We start from the raw sequence: 16,068 nt of genomic DNA on the forward strand, positions 1-16,068 counted from the left end.
GGCGCTGTTCAGGCGGCCCCGGCCCGCCAGCGCTGCGCCGGACTCCCGTCCAGCGGGTCCAGCGCCAGTCCGTCACCGCCGTCCGGGGTGAGCGCCGTCTCGATGGCGATCTCCGGGCGGATCGTGCCGTCGGGGTCGACGGTGAAGCGGAGGTTCCGGCCGTTGCGGCCGTAGACCGAGTCACAGCTCCAGATGCCCACGCCCCGGTCGGTCGAGCCGCGGCTGTCCAGGCAGAAGTCGGAGTCGGCGGCCGAGCGCAGCACACCCAGGCCGGTGTCGACGCGCCAGCGCTGGCTGGCGGTGGAGTCGCAGGGCGCCGTGACGACGTCGTTGCCCTCGTAGAGGTCGCCGTCCCGGATGTCGAGGCAGCGGCCCGTGGCGAGGTTCACCACCTCGGCGTAACCGCTGCCCGGGGCCGAGAACGTGGGCGTGGGGCTCGGGGCCGGGCGGCGCGGCGGGGGAGTGGTCGGCCGGTGCGAGGTCCTGCTCGGTGAGGGCGAGGCCGCCACCGGTTGCCGGCCGGACCCGTCCGGGGCCGACAGCAGGAACACCAGCAACGGGACCAGGGCGACGCCCAAGGCGGCCGAGGCCAGCAGATATCGGCGCCGGCCGGGCCGGTACTCGGTCGGCGGGGACGCCTGCGCCACCGCGACCGGCTCGGACCGGCGCAGGTACGACGCCCCGTCCCAGGGCAGCAGACCCTCCGCCAGCGTCTGCCGCGGTCTGTCCCGCAGGGCCGTCAGGTCCTCGGACGCGGCCGTGCAGTACGGGCAGCGGGCCTGGTGGGCGTCCAGGTCGGGGCTGGGGCGGGCACCGTCCTGCCGCACCGCCTCCTCGATCAGACGGCGGAAGTCGGCGCAGCGCGGGTCGTCGGAGGCGGCAAGGCGCAGCCGCAGGCACGCCTGGGCCAGGGCCTTCAGCGCCTGCGGGGCGCCGTGCGCGACGTCCGCCGGGCCCAGCCCCAGGAAGGCGGCGGTGCGCTCCACGGGCTCCTCTTCGAGGACGCCGTACCAGAGCAGTCCCTGGGCGCGGGAGGGCAGCGTCTGGAACGCCGGGAGCAGCGCGGGGGTCGGCCCCTCGGGCAGGCCGGTGGAGTTGAGCACCAGCAGGAGGCCGGGCCGTACGCCCGCGGAGCGCTCGTCGCGGGCCCAGCCGGCCGCGAGCCGGGCCGCCAGGAGCAGGAGGTGGTGGCGCAGGGGGACGGTCGGCTCGGTGCCGCGGGCCGTCTCGCGGGCCGCCGTGGTGAAGGTCTCCGCCGTCAGCCGGCGCGCGGCGGACTCGCTCGCGGTCAGCAGCCGGGCGTGGGCGAGGACCGCCGGGTGGTGCCTGCGGCGCAGCTCCTGCAGTGCCGGGTACGCCACCGGGGTCGGTGCGCGCAGCAGTTCCGTCAGCCGCGTGTCCGGCGCCTGTGCGAGTCCGTCCCCCGCGTCGGCCCGGTCGCCGCCCTGGTCCATGCCGCCCCCTACTCTCCGGAACCATCTCCGTACCAGCCGGTACGGGGGCCCCATCGTGATGCAGCGGACGGCTTCGGGAAAGAGGTTTCCCTTGGTAACAGAGTGACGGGTGCGCCGGTTGCCCCATGACAGCGGTTTCATTCGTCGCGCATGCGCCGCATGGGGGCTGGGCACGTGGGTACCGGCTAACCGGGGCAGTCCGGCCCGCACACGCCGAGGCGGCCCGGCGCCCTCGCCGAGCCGCCTCACGCGCCGCGTGCGGAGGGCGGTTGCCCCGTCACTCCTCCACGGTCAGGCCCTTGCGCAGCCGCACCAGCGTCCGCGACAGCAGCCGGGACACGTGCATCTGGGAGATGCCGAGTTCCTCGCCGATCTCGGACTGGGTCATGCCCGCCACGAAGCGCAGCGAGAGGATCTTGCGGTCGCGGTGCGGGAGTTCGGCGATCAGGGGCTTCAGGGACTCGACGTACTCGATGCCCTCGAGCCCGTGGTCCTCGTAGCCGATGCGGTCCGCCAGCGCGCCCTCGGTGTCGTCCTCCTCGGGCTGGGCGTCCAGCGACGAGGCGGTGTAGGCGTTCGAGGCGGCCATGCCCTCGACGACCTGCTCGTTGGAGATGCCGAGCCGTTCGGCGAGTTCCGCGACGGTGGGGGCGCGGTCCAGCTGCTGGGCCAGCTCGTCCCCGGCCTTGGCCAGGTCGAGCCGCAGCTCCTGCAGCCGGCGCGGTACGCGCACGGACCACGAGGTGTCACGGAAGAAGCGCTTGATCTCGCCGATGATGGTCGGCATGGCGAAAGTGGGGAACTCCACACCGCGGGCGAGCTCGAAGCGGTCGATCGCCTTGATCAGACCGATGGTGCCGACCTGGACGATGTCCTCCATCGGCTCGCTGCGGGAGCGGAAGCGTGAGGCGGCGAACTTGACGAGTGCGAGGTTCAGCTCGACGAGCGTGTTGCGGACGTACGAGTACTCGTGCGTCCCTTCCTCCAGCGACTCCAGTCGCACGAACAGGGTCTTGGACAGGGCCCGCGCGTCGACCGGGCCGACCTCGTCGAAGGGGGGGATCTCCGGGAGACCCTCCAGCGGGTCGAGGGCATCGATCGGATCGATGGGATCCAGTTGGTCCGGTGGGGGTGTCGACGTCGCGATACGGGTATGCGATTCGTCGAGCCGGGGTGACATGGGTGTCCTCCATCGTTCTCGGCTTATGGCTGCCGAAGCCAAAAAGGTGCACTGCGGTGTGCGGCGCCTCCGAAGCCGGCGTGTAGGGGCAGGTGTCCCTACTAGCCCTACCTGCTTCCCCGAGCCGATCGCAAGTACGGTCTGTAGTGATATGTCCGATTGTGTGAGGTTGTTCGGGTGTCGGAGTGCGGAAGGAAGGCGTAATGTTCGAGGGCATCAGCAGCCACGACCTCGGGAGAGAGACGGCATGGACCACGGGACGGTCGGCAGCGCACAGTCGGGCCGGCTTCTGGTGGAGGTGCGGGAAGAGGGCTCCAGCGCCGTAGTGACACCGGCAGGTGAACTCGATCACCACACCGCCGATCTTCTGCGCGAGCCGCTCGACGACCTCCTCGACAAGGGTTTCTCACGGCTCGTGGTGGACTGCTCACGGCTGGAGTTCTGCGACTCCACGGGGCTGAACGTCCTGCTCGGAGCCCGGCTCAAGGCGGAGGCCGCCGGCGGCGGCGTCCACCTCGCCGGAATGCTCCCCGTGGTCGCCCGCGTGTTCGAGATCACCGGAGCGGAGGCGGTCTTCACCGTCCACGACTCCGTGGAGGCGGCCCTGGCCGCCGAGGCCGACTGACCCCGCCCCCCGGCTGTCCCCGCGGGGGCGGATCCCTGACGTCGCACGAGTCACGTCCCATGCGGGGGTGTTTCGTCGGATCCGTCGGGCAGGAGACATCCTGAACCCCCGGCGCTCCGCGGCGCGGCCGGCCGCACCGGGAACCGGAGGGCGGCCCGGATGCGACGTAAGTGCCGAGGGCCGACGACGGAGGGACGACGGAGGGACCGCGTGCGGACCACGGGTGGACGGCGAATGCACCGTACGGCGCCGGACGGTGCCGGACTTTCGAATTGTGAACTGGTGAATCGGTGAGGTGAAGCGCTGATGAGCACCACCCGGCCCTACTCGCCGGGCGACCGCGGCCCGGAGCCGAGCGGCGCTTCCGGGGCGTCCGAGGGGGGTGCGCCGGTGGCCGGCGTGTCCGCGGGGACGGCCGAGCCGTCCGAGCCGTCCGTGACGTCCGAGGTTGCGCAGGGTCCCCCCGGCCGGCAGACCCGCAGACTGCGGCTGGACGGCGAGAGCGGGGTCGTCCCGCTCGCCCGCGACTTCACCCGCCAGGCGCTGTACGCCTGGGGATGGCTGCCCGCCGCCTCCGCGGACCTGCGGGCCGCCGCCGAGGACGTGCTGCTCGTCGTCTCCGAGCTGGTCACCAACGCCTGCCTGCACGCCGAGGGCCCGGACGAGCTGTTCCTCGCCCGCGACAACAAGGTGATCCGGGTGGAGGTGTCCGACCGCGGCAGCGGCCAGCCGACACCCCGCACCCCCCACCGCGCCGGCCGCCCCGGCGGCCACGGCATGTTCATCGTGCAGCGGCTGTGCCTCGACTGGGGAGTCGTCCGCACCACGGGCCGCTCGGGCAAGACGGTGTGGGCGGAGCTGGGCGCCCCGGCCTGACCGGGACGCCGGCGGTCCGGACGCGGAGGCGGCGGCCGTGCCGCCTGAGCCACCCGGACCCCGTCTCCACCCCGATCACCCTTCACGCACGCCGGACCCACACAACTCCGGCGTGTGCCGCGTCTTCCTTCCTCACGACCCCCGGCGTACCTTGACGGCCGAATCTGATGTGCCGTCAGGTACCTCGCCGTGGATGAATGGGGTGGACCGACCGTGTCGTACCCGAAACGAACCGCCGCGCTCGCGTCCGCCGCGGTGCTGGCCGGCCCGGTGCTGCTGCTCACCGCACCGGCGGCCCATGCCGACGTCGTGAACGTCGACTACCGGTGCAAGACGCCGATCGGAGCCAAGAACGCCGTCTCGCCCATCGACATCAAGGGCGTCCGCAGCGGCAGCGGTTACCGGATCACGATGTCCTGGCAGAAGGGCGTCTCCTCCAGCCCGGTCGAGCTCGGCAAGGGCGCGATGAACCCGAGCGCCACCATCCGGCTCGGCGGCGCCGACAGCGGCACCCTCGCGGTCACCGGGCCCGCCAACGCCGCCGCGATCCCGGCCGACACCCCCATCAAGATCAGCGACCTGAGCGGCACCTACACGCCGAGGAGAACCGGCAAGGTCACCTTCACGGCGGCCACGCTCACCATCAAGGCGCTGGGCACGACGACCACCTGCGACCCCGGCAACAACCCCGGGCCGTCCCTGACCCTGGACGTGACGGCGGCGGGCGGATCCGGCTCGTCGTCCTCGTCGTCCTCGTCGTCGGGCGGTTCCGCCGGAGGGCTCCCGCAGACCGGCCCCGCGGACTCCGCCGTGGCCCTCGGCACCCTCGGCGGCACGGTCCTCCTCGCGGGCGCCGCCGGCGCGCTGTGGCTGACCCGGCGGAACCCGGCCGTCCGCCGCTGAACCGCAGTCCACGACCGTGGAGCCGCCCATGCCGCCCGCCGCCCGTGTCCTCGGCCTCACCCTGCTCCTGCTGCTGGCGTCCGCACCGGCCGCCCGCGCCGCCACGGGCTGGTCGGTCGCGCCGGCCGGCGCCGGGCGCCCCTCCTTCTACGCCGAAGGAGCCCCGGGCGCGGTCCTCACCGACACGGTGTCCGTGACCAACCACGGCCGCCGGCCGCTCACCGTGCGGCTGCGCGGCACCGGCGTGCTGATCGCGTTCGCCCGGACCACCCTCCGCGTTCCCGCGCGCACCCGTGCCGAGGTGCCCTTCACCGTGACCGTGCCCGTGGGCGCCGCCCCCGGCGACCGCCCGGGCACCGTCACCGCCCGGGACGCGGACGGCCGCACGGCCGCCGTCGCGCTCCGGCTGCGCGTGGGCGGGCCCGCCCTGTCCGCGCTGAGCGTCGAGCACGTGGCGGTACGCGGCGACCGCATCACGTACGAGCTGGTCAACCGCGGCACCACCGTCCTCGTCCCGCGGCTCGCGGTCCACGCCGACGGGGTCCTCGGCCCGGTCCTCGACCGCCCCGCCCGCACCCTGCCGGTCCGCCTGCCCCCGGGGACCCGCCGGACCCTCGGCGAGCCCTGGCCCGGCCGGCCCGCTCTGGACGCCGTCGACCTGCGGCTGACGGTCACCGCCGCGCATGGCGCCCACGACAGCGCGCGTGCCTCCGCCCGGTTCGTGCCGTGGGGCCCGGTGTCCGGCGCCCTCGGCGCGGTCACGGCGGCCGCCGCGCTGCCCGCCGTACGACGGCACCGACGCCACCGGCGGCGCCGGGACGCCGACCGGGACGACGCGCCCGCGCGCACGCGGACCGGTACACCGGCCGAGCCGACGGGAGCGGTGACGTGAGCGGCGGAGCCCGGATCCCCGCCCTGGCCGCGGTACTCGCGCTGCTCCTGCTGCCGCTTGCCGGTCCCGCGGCCGCCGCGGGCGGCCCCGTCGTGCGGCTGTCCGCCTCCCAGGCGGGCACCGGCGGCTCCTCCCAGGCGGGCACCGGCGGCTCGGTGACCGCCCGGGGCAGCGGCTGGCGGCCGGGCACCCTGCTGATGCTGCTCGTCTGCGGGCGGGCCACCCCGTCCCGCGGGGTGATCGGCGGCACCAACTCGTGCGCCAACGGCGACGGCCGCGCCGTGACCACGGACGCCCACGGGTCCTTCACCAGGAAGCTGCCGGTCGCCGAGCCGCCCGTGCCGTGCCCCTGCGTGGTGCACGTCGCCACGGTGACCGGCGCGAAGGCGGAGGCGGACGCCGTCCTCCAGGTCGCCGGGCACCCCGTCGCCCCGCTGCCCGCCGAGACCTCGGGCGGCCGTCTGTCGATCCTCTCCGACACCCGCCTGACCGGCTCCGGCGGCGTGCTGACCTGGTTCGGGGCGCCGCCCGGCCGCACCCTGGAGTTCACCGCCGGCAACGTCGGCACCTCCCCTCTCCAGGACCCCGTGTTCCGGGTCGGCACCGCGCACGGCGTCTTCGCACCCCGGTGGGACGAGCAGCAGTGGCACGGCACCCTCGCCCCCGGGAGGAAGGCGCTGGTCAGACTGCCCGTCGAGCTGTCGGCCGGGGCGCACGGCGGCTACACCGTGTCCCTCGAGTACGACGGCAGGGTCATCGCCGAGCAGCCCTGGGAGGTGGGCCGCCCCTGGGGTGTGACGCTGTTCTGGCTGCTGCTCTGCCTGGTCGTCCCGGCCGCCGTGTTCCGCGCCGGGATGGCCGTCGTGGACCGGGTACGGCCGCGCCGGCCGGGCGGCGTCCGCCACCGGCGCCTGCCACACCCCGCCTCGCGCCCGGCCCGCTCCCGTACCTCCGGGCCCGGCCCGGCTCCGACCCTGCCGTGGTTCACCCCGGGCTCCGTCCCGGGCGACCCGGCGGGCCGGCTCTCCGCACCGCACCACGACAGTCCGACGAGTCCTCCGACTCCCACCCCGAAGGGACCCACGTGAGCATGCGAAGGAGAGGCACACCGGCCCGCCGGACCGGCGCCGCGGGCGCCGCACTGGTGCTCTGCTCGGCAGGCGTGCTGCTGGGCGCGGCCGCCACGCCCGCACAGGCGGCCGAGGTGGCGTTCGCCACCCACTGCGTGCCGCCCGCGGGCATCGACCCGGTCGACGGCACCACGAAGGTCGAGATCACCGCGCCCGTCACCGCGAAGGTGGGCGACACCGTGGACGTCGGGTGGAAGTTCGTGCAGGCCGCGTCCAGGAACCCGGACATCATCGACCTGCCCGCCGACTCGGTGCGGCCCTCCGGGGTGCTGAAGGCGGCCGGGGCGCAGACCGCCGACATCGCCATGCAGGGCCCGCGGCAGAACCCGGCGATCCCCAAGGGCGGCGCCATGGTGCTGTCCGACATGAAGGGCAGCCTGAAACTGACGGCGGCCGGAGAGGTGACGCTGACACCGGACGCGTACACCGTCAACGCGATGTCCACGGACACCAAGTGCGCGCCGAAGGAGACCGTGCAGAAGGCGGCGACGATCCAGGTGACGGCGGGCGGCGGCGGAACGCCCACCACGACGCCCACGAAAACGGCCACGCCGACCGGCTCGGCCACGCCGACGAAGTCCCCCACCGCCGGCCCGACGGACACCGGCGGCCCCGGGCAGACCGACCACACCGGCAAGGAGGTGAAGATCCCGTACGCCTGCAAGACCCCCATCGGCGACAAGAACGCGACCTCCCCGGTGCAGATCGACGCGAAGAGGAACGGCGGGAGCTACGACCTCACCGTGCGGTTCAAGAAGTCGGTGATGGACAGCCCCGCCGACATACCCAAGGACTCCGTGAAGCCGTCCATGGAGGTGGTGCTGGGCGGCGCCGACAAGGGCACCGCGCACGTCGAGGGCCCGGCGAACGCGAACCCGATCAAGTCCGGCGACCCGATCGAGATCCCCGACCTCACCGGCACCTACAAGCCCGGCGCGAGCGGCACCTCGACCCTGTCCCCGGGCGTCCTCACGGTCAAGGCGCTCGGTACCACCACCACGTGCACGCCGACGAGGACCGAGGTCTCGCTCACCCTGGACACCACCCAGCAGCCGGGCGGCGCCTCGGGCGGCACGTCGACCTCCGGGGGAGCGTCGACCTCCGGGGGAGCGGCGTCCGGCGGCAGCGGCGGCGCGGGCGGCCTCGCCGAGACCGGCGCCGGCGACCACGGCGCCCTGAAGGCGCTCGGCCTGGTGGCGGGCACCGCGATCCTGCTGGGCGTGGCCGTGTTCACGTTCCTGCCCGGACGCAGGACGCGGTAGCCGGCCCCGAACACGACGGGAGGGCCGCCGCACCACAGGGGTGCGGCGGCCCTCCCCGGCCGGGACCGGACGACTAGCGCACGTCGCCCATCAGCCGGTTGACCTTCTTGCGGTACATCCACACCGCGACACCGGCGACCACGGCGAGCACCGCCTCCAGGGCGACGAAGCCCGTCCGGTCGAGGTTCACCCCGCCGACGGCCGGGTTGGACAGCAGCGCGGTGATCGAGTCGCCCGCGGTGACCGCGAGGAACCAGACGCCCATCATCTGCGAGGCGTACTTCTGCGGCGCCATCTTCGTCGTCACCGACAGACCCACCGGGGACAGCGTCAGCTCACCGACGGTCTGCACGAAGTAGATGGCGACCAGCCACATCGCCGCGGCCTTGTGACCGCCCTCGGCGATCGACAGCGGGGCGAGGAAGAGGAAGAACGACGCACCCACCAGCACCAGGCCGGAGGAGAACTTCACGATCGTGCTCGGCTCCTTGCCGCGCCGGTTCAGCCACAGCCACAGCCAGGCGAAGACGGGGGCGAGCGCCATGATCATGACCGGGTTGACCGACTGGTACCAGGAGACCGGGAAGCCCCAGCCGAGGACCGAGTTCTCGGCCTTGCCGTCGGCGAAGAGCGACAGGGTCGAGCCGCCCTGGTCGTAGATCATCCAGAAGACGGCCGCGGCGACGAAGAACCAGACGTACGCCGACACCTTCGACTTCTCGGCCGCGTCCAGGTCCTTGTCGCGGCGGATGCGGGCGATGACGAGGATCGGGACGATCAGGCCGATCAGCGTGAGCGGGATCAGCGCCCAGTTCAGGGTGAAGTGACCGGTGAAGCCGACGACACCGTAGAAGACGGCGGCGATCGCGAGCCAGATCAGGCCCTTGCGCAGGGTGGCGGACTTCTCCGCGGGGGACATCGGCGTCGGGACGACGTCGCTCTGCGCGCTCAGGTGGCGGCTGCCGAGCAGGTACTGGGCCAGGCCCAGCGCCATGCCGACCGCGGCCAGCGCGAAGCCGAAGTGCCAGTTGACGTTCTCGCCGACGGTGCCGATGACCAGCGGGGCGGCGAAGGCGCCGAGGTTGATGCCGATGTAGAAGAGCGTGAAGCCACCGTCACGGCGCGCGTCGTCCGGCCCGTTGTACAGGTGGCCGACCATCGTGGAGATGTTGGCCTTGAGCAGACCGGAGCCGATCGCGACGAGGCCGAGGCCGACGAAGAAGCTGGCCGCGACGGGCAGCGCCAGGCACAGGTGGCCCAGCATGATGATCAGACCGGAGACGGCCACCGTCTTGCGGGGGCCGAGGAAGCGGTCGGCGACCCAGCCGCCGGGCAGGGCGAGCAGGTACACGAGCGACACGTACACCGAGTAGATCGCGGTCGCCGTGCCCGCGTTCAGGTGCAGGCCACCCGGGGCCACCAGGTACAGCGGGAGCAGGGCCCTCATGCCGTAGTAGGAGAAACGCTCCCACATCTCGGTCATGAAGAGAGTGGCCAGTCCGCGGGGGTGGCCGAAGAAGGTCTTCTCGGACCCGGGGGTGCCCGGGTGGACCGAGGCCTTCGTCAGGCTGGACGCCATGGTCGTTCCTTGCTGGTCAAGACGCGCGTTGGAGCGCTGCGCGCCCGGTGGGGGTGCGGCCGGCACCGGCGGGGTCCCTCGTCCACCCCCACGCCCAGGGGGAGTCCGCTCCGGATCGCGGAGCGGTGGACGGCGACCACCGGGATCCACGCCCCGGGACGCGTCGATGCGTCCGGAGCCCGGCCAGAGGTCATTCCTTTCAGGGCTGATCTTCATCAGCCCGCACACAAAAGAGACCTTCAGCGTCATTGCCCGCCAAAGGTCCCCGGTGTGCTACAGGCGTTCAGGTCACCATACGGCAGGACAGTGCCTGATATGGAAGGACTTGAGACGCGGATCACAGGTGTCGGGGGAACCGCGACGCCTGTTTCGAAGGTCTCCCCTACGATCCCACCTCTGGGGCAATGGTCCGTACCACCGGTCCGGCAAGGTAAGAATCCCTGAAAGCGATCACACCCCAGCACTGCGCGCGGGCGGTCTACCATCACCTCATGACCCGTGTACTGCTCGCCGAGGACGACGCGTCCATCTCGGAGCCGCTGGCCCGTGCCCTGCGCCGGGAAGGGTACGAGGTCGAGGTGCGCGAGGACGGCCCCACCGCGCTCGACGCCGGAATGCAGGGCGGTGTCGACCTGGTCGTGCTGGACCTCGGCCTGCCCGGCATGGACGGCCTGGAGGTCGCCCGCCGGCTGCGTGCCGACGGCCATACCGTGCCGATCCTCATCCTGACCGCGCGCGCCGACGAGGTGGACACCGTCGTCGGCCTGGACGCGGGCGCCGACGACTACGTCACCAAGCCCTTCCGGCTCGCCGAACTGCTCGCCCGGGTGCGGGCCCTGCTCCGGCGCGGCGCCGCCGAGCCGCAGCAGCCGCCGGCCACCCACGGCGTGCGGATCGACGTCGAGTCGCACCGGGCGTGGATGGGCGACGAGGAGCTCCAGCTCACGGCGAAGGAGTTCGACCTGCTGCGGGTCCTCGTGCGGGACGCCGGCCGGGTCGTGACGCGCGACCAGCTCATGCGTGAGGTCTGGGACACCACGTGGTGGTCGTCGACCAAGACCCTCGACATGCACATCTCCTGGCTCCGCAAGAAGCTCGGCGACGACGCGGCGAACCCCCGGTACATCGCGACGGTCCGAGGCGTCGGCTTCCGCTTCGAGAAGAGCTGAGCCCCGCCCAGGGGCCCAGCGGTCACTACGGGTAACAGGACATGCGCCGACGTCTCATCCAGTCCACCCTCGCCGTCGTCCTCGTGGTGATCGCGGTCTTCGGGGTCTCCCTGGTGATCGTCGAGACGCGCACGATCAGCAACAGCGCCCAGGAGCGGGTGGAGTCCGAGGCGCTGCGACTGGCCAGCATCGTGGACAGCCGCATCCTGGCGGCCGAGCACGTCAACGCCGACGTCCTGCGCAACCCGGTCAGCAAGGACCAGTACGCCGAGATCCGCATGCCGGGCCGGGACCCCATCCAGATCGGCACCCGGCCCCAGGGCGACGTCATCCACTCCACGCAGCGCGGGGAGGAGGGCGAGACGGTCACCGTCCAGGAGCCCCGCTCGGCCGTCACCCGCGAGGTCGGCCGGACCCTGCTCATCATCGGCCTGGTGGCCCTGCTCGCGGTGATCGCCGCCGTGCTGCTCGCCGTCCGGCAGGCCAACCGGCTCGCCTCCCCGCTGACCGATCTCGCCGAGACCGCCGAACGCCTCGGCTCGGGCGACCCGCGCCCCCGGCACAAGCGCTACGGCGTCCCCGAGCTGGACCGGGTCGCCGACGTGCTGGACTCCTCCGCCGAGCGCATCGGACGGATGCTGACCGCGGAACGGCGGCTGGCCGCCGATGCCTCGCACCAGTTGCGCACGCCCCTGACCGCCTTGTCCATGCGGCTGGAGGAGATCACCCTCACCGACGACCCGGACACGGTGAAGGAGGAGGCCAACGTCGCCCTCACCCAGGTCGAGCGGCTGACGGACGTGGTGCAGCGACTGCTGACCAACGCGCGGGACCCGCGCACCGGCTCCGCCGTCACCTTCGACCTCGACGAGGTCATCCAGCAGCAGCTCGCCGAGTGGCGGCCCGCCTACCGGGGTGTCGGGCGGGCCATCGTCAGCTCCGGCAAACGGCACCTCCAGGCCGTCGGCACGCCCGGCGCGGTCGCCCAGGTGCTGGCCGCGCTGATCGAGAACTCGCTGATGCACGGCGGCGGCACGGTCGCCCTGCGCACCCGCGTCACCGGCAACCAGTCCGTGGTCGAGGTCACCGACGAGGGGCCCGGGGTGCCGGCCGACCTGGGCGCCCGGATCTTCGAGCGCACGATCAGCGGGCGCAACTCCACCGGCATCGGCCTGGCCGTCGCCCGGGACCTCGCGGAGGCCGACGGCGGCCGGCTCGAACTGCTCCAGGCGCAGCCGCCGGTGTTCGGCCTGTTCCTGTCGCGCACGCCCCCGGCGCGCAAGCCCGACGACGAGGACCGGCCGACCGTCCGCTAGGGCATCAGGGGACGAGGGCACGAGCCACGAGGGCATCAGGGCCGAGCCGAGGTGAGGGCAGGGGGCCGGCGGCCCGGCCGGAGTTCCTACGGGACGCGCTGCCGCGGCGTGGGCTCGCCCGGCTCGTGCCGGAGCACCGGCTCGGCGCCGGCCGCGGCCTCCCGGGCCGGCATCGCCCGGAACACCCACGAGCGGTACGACCAGAACCGGAACAGGGTCGCGACGCCGATGCCGACGAACTTGAACACGTTGCTCTGCAGCGGGGAGTCCCAGCCGAAGCCGTAGGTCGCCAGGTAGAGCACGCCGTTCTCGATCACCAGACCGATCGCGCTGAACACCAGGAACAGCGTGAGCTCCCTGGTGCGGCCGCCCTTGTCGCGGTCCCGGTACGTCCAGTAGCGGAAACCGACGTAGTTGAAGGCGATCGCGACGACGGTCGCGATGATGCTGGCGCGCACCACCGGCAGGTCGGAGACATGCCTGACCAGGTTGAACACGCCGAGATTGACAAGGACGCCGGCGCCGCCGACCGCGCCGAACTTGGCCACCTCGCGCACGAGTCGTTGCAGCCTCGAGGAACGACGTTCCATGGCTGTAAAGCCCCCGTCCGTAGGTTTCGTCACCCAGCCATGCTAGCCAGGCGGCCACCGCGCCGCCCGTGGACGGGGCCACAGCTCGGAAACGGATCGGAAAGAGGCGGGAAAGCCCCGGGTAAGAGGGGGTGTGAGGGACGCAATCCGATCCGGTCGCCGTGGCCGATACGCTAGGGGGGTGACGTTCCCGGTAGTCGGCATGGTCGGCGGGGGGCAGCTCGCGCGTATGACGCACGAAGCAGGCATCCCGTTGGGCATCAGGTTCAAGCTCCTCAGTGACACCCCTCAGGATTCCGCGGCGCAGGTGGTGAACGAAGTCGTCGTCGGCGACTATCGCGACCTGGACACGCTGCGCGAGTTCGCGCGCGGTTGCGATGTGATCACCTTCGATCACGAACATGTACCCACCGAGCACCTCAGGGCCCTGGAGGCGGACGGCATCCCCGTGCGCCCCGGCCCCGACGCCCTGGTGCACGCCCAGGACAAGGGCGTCATGCGGGCGAAGCTCGACGCGATCGGCATCCCGTGCCCACGGCACCGGATCGTCGCCGATCCGCCGGACGTCGCCGCGTTCGCGGCGGAGGGCGACGGCTTCCCCGTCGTGCTCAAGACCGTCCGCGGCGGCTACGACGGCAAGGGCGTGTGGGTCGTCGACTCCGAGGAGGAGGCCGCCGACCCGTTCAGAGCGGGCGTCCCGGTCCTCGCCGAGGAGAAGGTCGACTACGTGCGCGAGCTGGCCGCCAACGTCGTACGCTCCCCGCACGGCCAGGCCGTCGCCTATCCGGTGGTGGAGTCGCAGCAGGTCAACGGCGTCTGCGACACCGTGATCGCGCCCGCCCCCGGCCTCGACGAGGACCTCGCGCTGCGGGCCGAGGAGATGGCCCTGTCCATCGCCAAGGAACTCGGCGTCGTCGGGCACCTCGCCGTCGAGCTGTTCCACACCCGCGACGGCCGCATCCTCGTCAACGAGCTGGCGATGCGCCCGCACAACTCGGGCCACTGGACCCAGGACGGCGCGGTCACCTCCCAGTTCGCCAACCACGTCCGCGCGGTCCTCGACCTGCCGCTCGGCGACCCGCGCCCGCGCGCCAGGTGGACGGTCATGGTCAACGTCCTGGGTGGCGATTACCCGGACATGTACTCCGCGTACTTGCACTGCATGGCCCGCGACCCCAAGCTCAAGATCCATATGTATGGCAAGGACGTGAAGCCCGGCCGCAAGGTCGGACACGTCAACACCTACGGCGACGACCTGGACGACGTGTTGGAGCGCGCCCGTCACGCTGCCGGCTACCTGAGAGGCACGATCACCGAATGAGCCCTGTAGTTGGCATCGTCATGGGGTCGGACTCCGACTGGCCCGTCATGGAGGCCGCGGCCAAGGCGCTGGACGAGTTCGAGATCGCCTACGAGGTCGACGTCGTCTCCGCGCACCGGATGCCCCGCGAGATGATCACCTACGGCGAGCAGGCGGCCGACCGCGGCCTCAAGGTGATCATCGCCGGTGCGGGCGGCGCCGCCCACCTGCCGGGCATGCTCGCCTCCGTCACCCCGCTGCCGGTCATCGGCGTCCCCGTGCCGCTGAAGTACCTCGACGGCATGGACTCCCTGCTGTCCATCGTGCAGATGCCGGCCGGCGTCCCGGTCGCCACCGTCTCCGTCGCCGGGGCCCGCAACGCCGGGCTGCTCGCGGCCCGCATGCTGGCCGCGCACGACGAGGAGCTGCTCCAGCGGATGCGCGACTTCCAGCAGGACCTCAACGACCAGGCCACCGAGAAGGGCAAGCGGCTGCGCTCCAAGGTCGAGGGCCCGGGCAGCGGCTTCGGCTTCGGGAAGTGACGCCCGTGACCTCCCTGGACGAAGCCCGCGACCTGCTGCGCGAGTTCCCCGTCGTCGACGGCCACAACGACCTGCCGTACGCACTGCGCGAGCAGGTGCGCTACGACCTCGCGGCCCGCGACATCGCCGCACGCCAGGACGACCACCTGCACACCGACCTCCCCCGGCTGCGCGAGGGCGGGGTCGGCGCGCAGTACTGGTCGGTCTACGTGCGCTCGGACCTGCCCGGCGCGGTGCCCGCCACGCTGGAGCAGATCGACTGCGTGCGCCAGCTCATCGACCGTTACCCCGCCCAGTTGCGGGGCGCGCTGACCGCCGCCGACATGGAGGCGGCCCGCGCGGAGGGCCGGATCGCCTCCCTCATGGGCGCGGAGGGCGGTCACTCGATCGACAACTCCCTCGGCACCCTCCGGGGCCTGTACGCGCTCGGCGTGCGCTACATGACGCTCACCCACAACGACAACGTGGACTGGGCGGACTCGGCCACGGACGAGCCCAAGGCGGGCGGCCTGTCCGCGTTCGGCCGCGAGGTCGTCCGCGAGATGAACCGGCTCGGCATGCTCGTGGACCTCTCCCACGTCGCGGCCACCACCATGCGGGACGCGCTGGACACCTCCACCGCGCCGGTGATCTTCTCGCACTCCTCCGCCCGGGCCGTCTGCGACCACCCGCGCAACGTGCCGGACGACGTCTTGGAGCGGCTGCCCGCCAACGGCGGCATGGCCATGGTGACCTTCGTGCCGAAGTTCGTGCTCCAGGCGGCGGTCGACTGGACGGTGGCGGCCGACGAGAACATGCGCGCGCACGGCTTCCACCACCTCGACACCACCCCCGAGGCGATGGCGGTCCACCGCGCCTTCCAGGAGCGCACCCCGCGCCCGGTCGCCACCGTCGCCACGGTCGCCGACCACCTCGACCACATGCGCGAGGTGGCCGGCGTCGACCACCTCGGCATCGGCGGCGACTACGACGGCACCGCGTTCACCCCGGACGGCCTGAACGACGTCTCCGGCTACCCGAACCTGATCGCCGAACTGCTCGACCGCGGCTGGTCCCGGACCGACCTGGCCAAGCTGACCTGGCAGAACGCGGTACGGGTACTGGGCGCGGCGGAGGACGTGGCCCGGGACCTCAAGGGCACCCGCGCCCCGTCCCACGCCACCATCGAGTCCCTGGACGGCGTCAAGGGCTGACCGCCCGGGACGGACGGGCCGGGACGGCCCGAGGACACCGGGGGACGGGGCGGGCGG

15 protein-coding genes are annotated in these 16,068 nt (G+C 72.6%); 11 read left to right on the forward strand and 4 right to left on the reverse strand.

Annotated elements, in window-relative coordinates:
• Nucleotides 1-8 precede the first annotated feature (8 nt).
• Nucleotides 9-1,454, reverse strand: coding sequence for an RICIN domain-containing protein (locus tag V7E45_RS10750; protein ID WP_333773870.1), 1,446 nt, complete (start codon nt 1,452-1,454; stop codon nt 9-11).
• Nucleotides 1,455-1,731: 277 nt separating this feature from the next.
• Complete coding sequence (locus V7E45_RS10755; RefSeq protein ID WP_333773871.1) at nt 1,732-2,634, reverse strand: RNA polymerase sigma factor SigF; 903 nt, start codon at nt 2,632-2,634, stop codon at nt 1,732-1,734.
• Nucleotides 2,635-2,881: 247 nt separating this feature from the next.
• Here V7E45_RS10755 and V7E45_RS10760 point away from each other — a divergent pair, with 247 nt between their 5' ends.
• From V7E45_RS10760 to V7E45_RS10785, 6 genes are all read left to right on the forward strand, one after another.
• Nucleotides 2,882-3,259 carry an STAS domain-containing protein gene (locus tag V7E45_RS10760; protein ID WP_317443729.1) on the forward strand — a complete coding sequence of 126 codons (378 nt, stop codon included), beginning with the start codon at nt 2,882-2,884 and terminating at the stop codon, nt 3,257-3,259.
• A 306-nt stretch (nt 3,260-3,565) separates the two neighbouring features.
• Entirely contained in the window at nt 3,566-4,135 is a 570-nt protein-coding gene (locus V7E45_RS10765; RefSeq protein ID WP_333773872.1) for an ATP-binding protein, read from the forward strand.
• Between the two features lie 213 nt (nt 4,136-4,348).
• On the forward strand, nt 4,349-5,038 hold the full coding sequence (locus V7E45_RS10770; RefSeq protein WP_333773873.1) for an LPXTG cell wall anchor domain-containing protein: 690 nt from the start codon (nt 4,349-4,351) through the stop codon (nt 5,036-5,038).
• A 28-nt stretch (nt 5,039-5,066) separates the two neighbouring features.
• Complete coding sequence (locus V7E45_RS10775; protein WP_333773874.1) at nt 5,067-5,930, forward strand: COG1470 family protein; 864 nt, start codon at nt 5,067-5,069, stop codon at nt 5,928-5,930.
• Nucleotides 5,927-7,018 carry a hypothetical protein gene (locus V7E45_RS10780; protein ID WP_333773875.1) on the forward strand — a complete coding sequence of 364 codons (1,092 nt, stop codon included), beginning with the start codon at nt 5,927-5,929 and terminating at the stop codon, nt 7,016-7,018. The genes V7E45_RS10775 and V7E45_RS10780 overlap by 4 nt, the downstream gene beginning before the upstream one ends.
• Before the next feature lie 2 nt (nt 7,019-7,020).
• Nucleotides 7,021-8,322, forward strand: a complete 1,302-nt coding sequence (locus V7E45_RS10785; protein ID WP_333773881.1) for a hypothetical protein — start codon at nt 7,021-7,023, stop codon at nt 8,320-8,322.
• Nucleotides 8,323-8,395: 73 nt separating this feature from the next.
• Here V7E45_RS10785 and V7E45_RS10790 read toward each other — a convergent pair whose 3' ends face one another.
• On the reverse strand, nt 8,396-9,901 hold the full coding sequence (locus V7E45_RS10790; RefSeq protein WP_333773876.1) for an oligopeptide:H+ symporter: 1,506 nt from the start codon (nt 9,899-9,901) through the stop codon (nt 8,396-8,398).
• A gap of 491 nt (nt 9,902-10,392) precedes the next feature.
• Here V7E45_RS10790 and V7E45_RS10795 point away from each other — a divergent pair, with 491 nt between their 5' ends.
• Both V7E45_RS10795 and V7E45_RS10800 read left to right on the forward strand, forming a co-directional pair.
• Entirely contained in the window at nt 10,393-11,070 is a 678-nt protein-coding gene (locus V7E45_RS10795) for a response regulator transcription factor (protein WP_020940464.1), read from the forward strand.
• A 41-nt stretch (nt 11,071-11,111) separates the two neighbouring features.
• Nucleotides 11,112-12,386: an ATP-binding protein gene (locus V7E45_RS10800; RefSeq protein WP_333773877.1), complete on the forward strand. Its 1,275-nt coding sequence runs from the start codon at nt 11,112-11,114 to the stop codon at nt 12,384-12,386.
• A gap of 86 nt (nt 12,387-12,472) precedes the next feature.
• Here the strand turns inward: V7E45_RS10800 and V7E45_RS10805 are convergent, their stop codons facing one another.
• On the reverse strand, nt 12,473-12,976 hold the full coding sequence (locus V7E45_RS10805; RefSeq protein ID WP_333773878.1) for a GtrA family protein: 504 nt from the start codon (nt 12,974-12,976) through the stop codon (nt 12,473-12,475).
• A 181-nt stretch (nt 12,977-13,157) separates the two neighbouring features.
• On the opposite strand from V7E45_RS10805, the gene V7E45_RS10810 reads away from it, so the two are divergent.
• Genes V7E45_RS10810 through V7E45_RS10820 form a run of 3 tightly spaced genes read left to right on the forward strand, consistent with a single transcriptional unit; the run spans nt 13,158 to nt 16,011 of the window.
• Nucleotides 13,158-14,297, forward strand: a complete 1,140-nt coding sequence (locus V7E45_RS10810) for a 5-(carboxyamino)imidazole ribonucleotide synthase (protein WP_333773879.1) — start codon at nt 13,158-13,160, stop codon at nt 14,295-14,297.
• Nucleotides 14,294-14,818 carry a 5-(carboxyamino)imidazole ribonucleotide mutase gene (gene purE, locus V7E45_RS10815; RefSeq protein WP_333773880.1) on the forward strand — a complete coding sequence of 175 codons (525 nt, stop codon included), beginning with the start codon at nt 14,294-14,296 and terminating at the stop codon, nt 14,816-14,818. The genes V7E45_RS10810 and purE overlap by 4 nt, the downstream gene beginning before the upstream one ends.
• 5 nt (nt 14,819-14,823) lie before the next feature.
• Nucleotides 14,824-16,011: a dipeptidase gene (locus V7E45_RS10820; RefSeq protein ID WP_333773882.1), complete on the forward strand. Its 1,188-nt coding sequence runs from the start codon at nt 14,824-14,826 to the stop codon at nt 16,009-16,011.
• The last annotated feature ends 57 nt before the right edge of the window (nt 16,012-16,068 follow it).

It is taken from the genome of Streptomyces sp. IBSBF 3136 (genome assembly GCF_036815105.1).
In the GTDB taxonomy this organism is placed as follows: domain Bacteria; phylum Actinomycetota; class Actinomycetes; order Streptomycetales; family Streptomycetaceae; genus Streptomyces.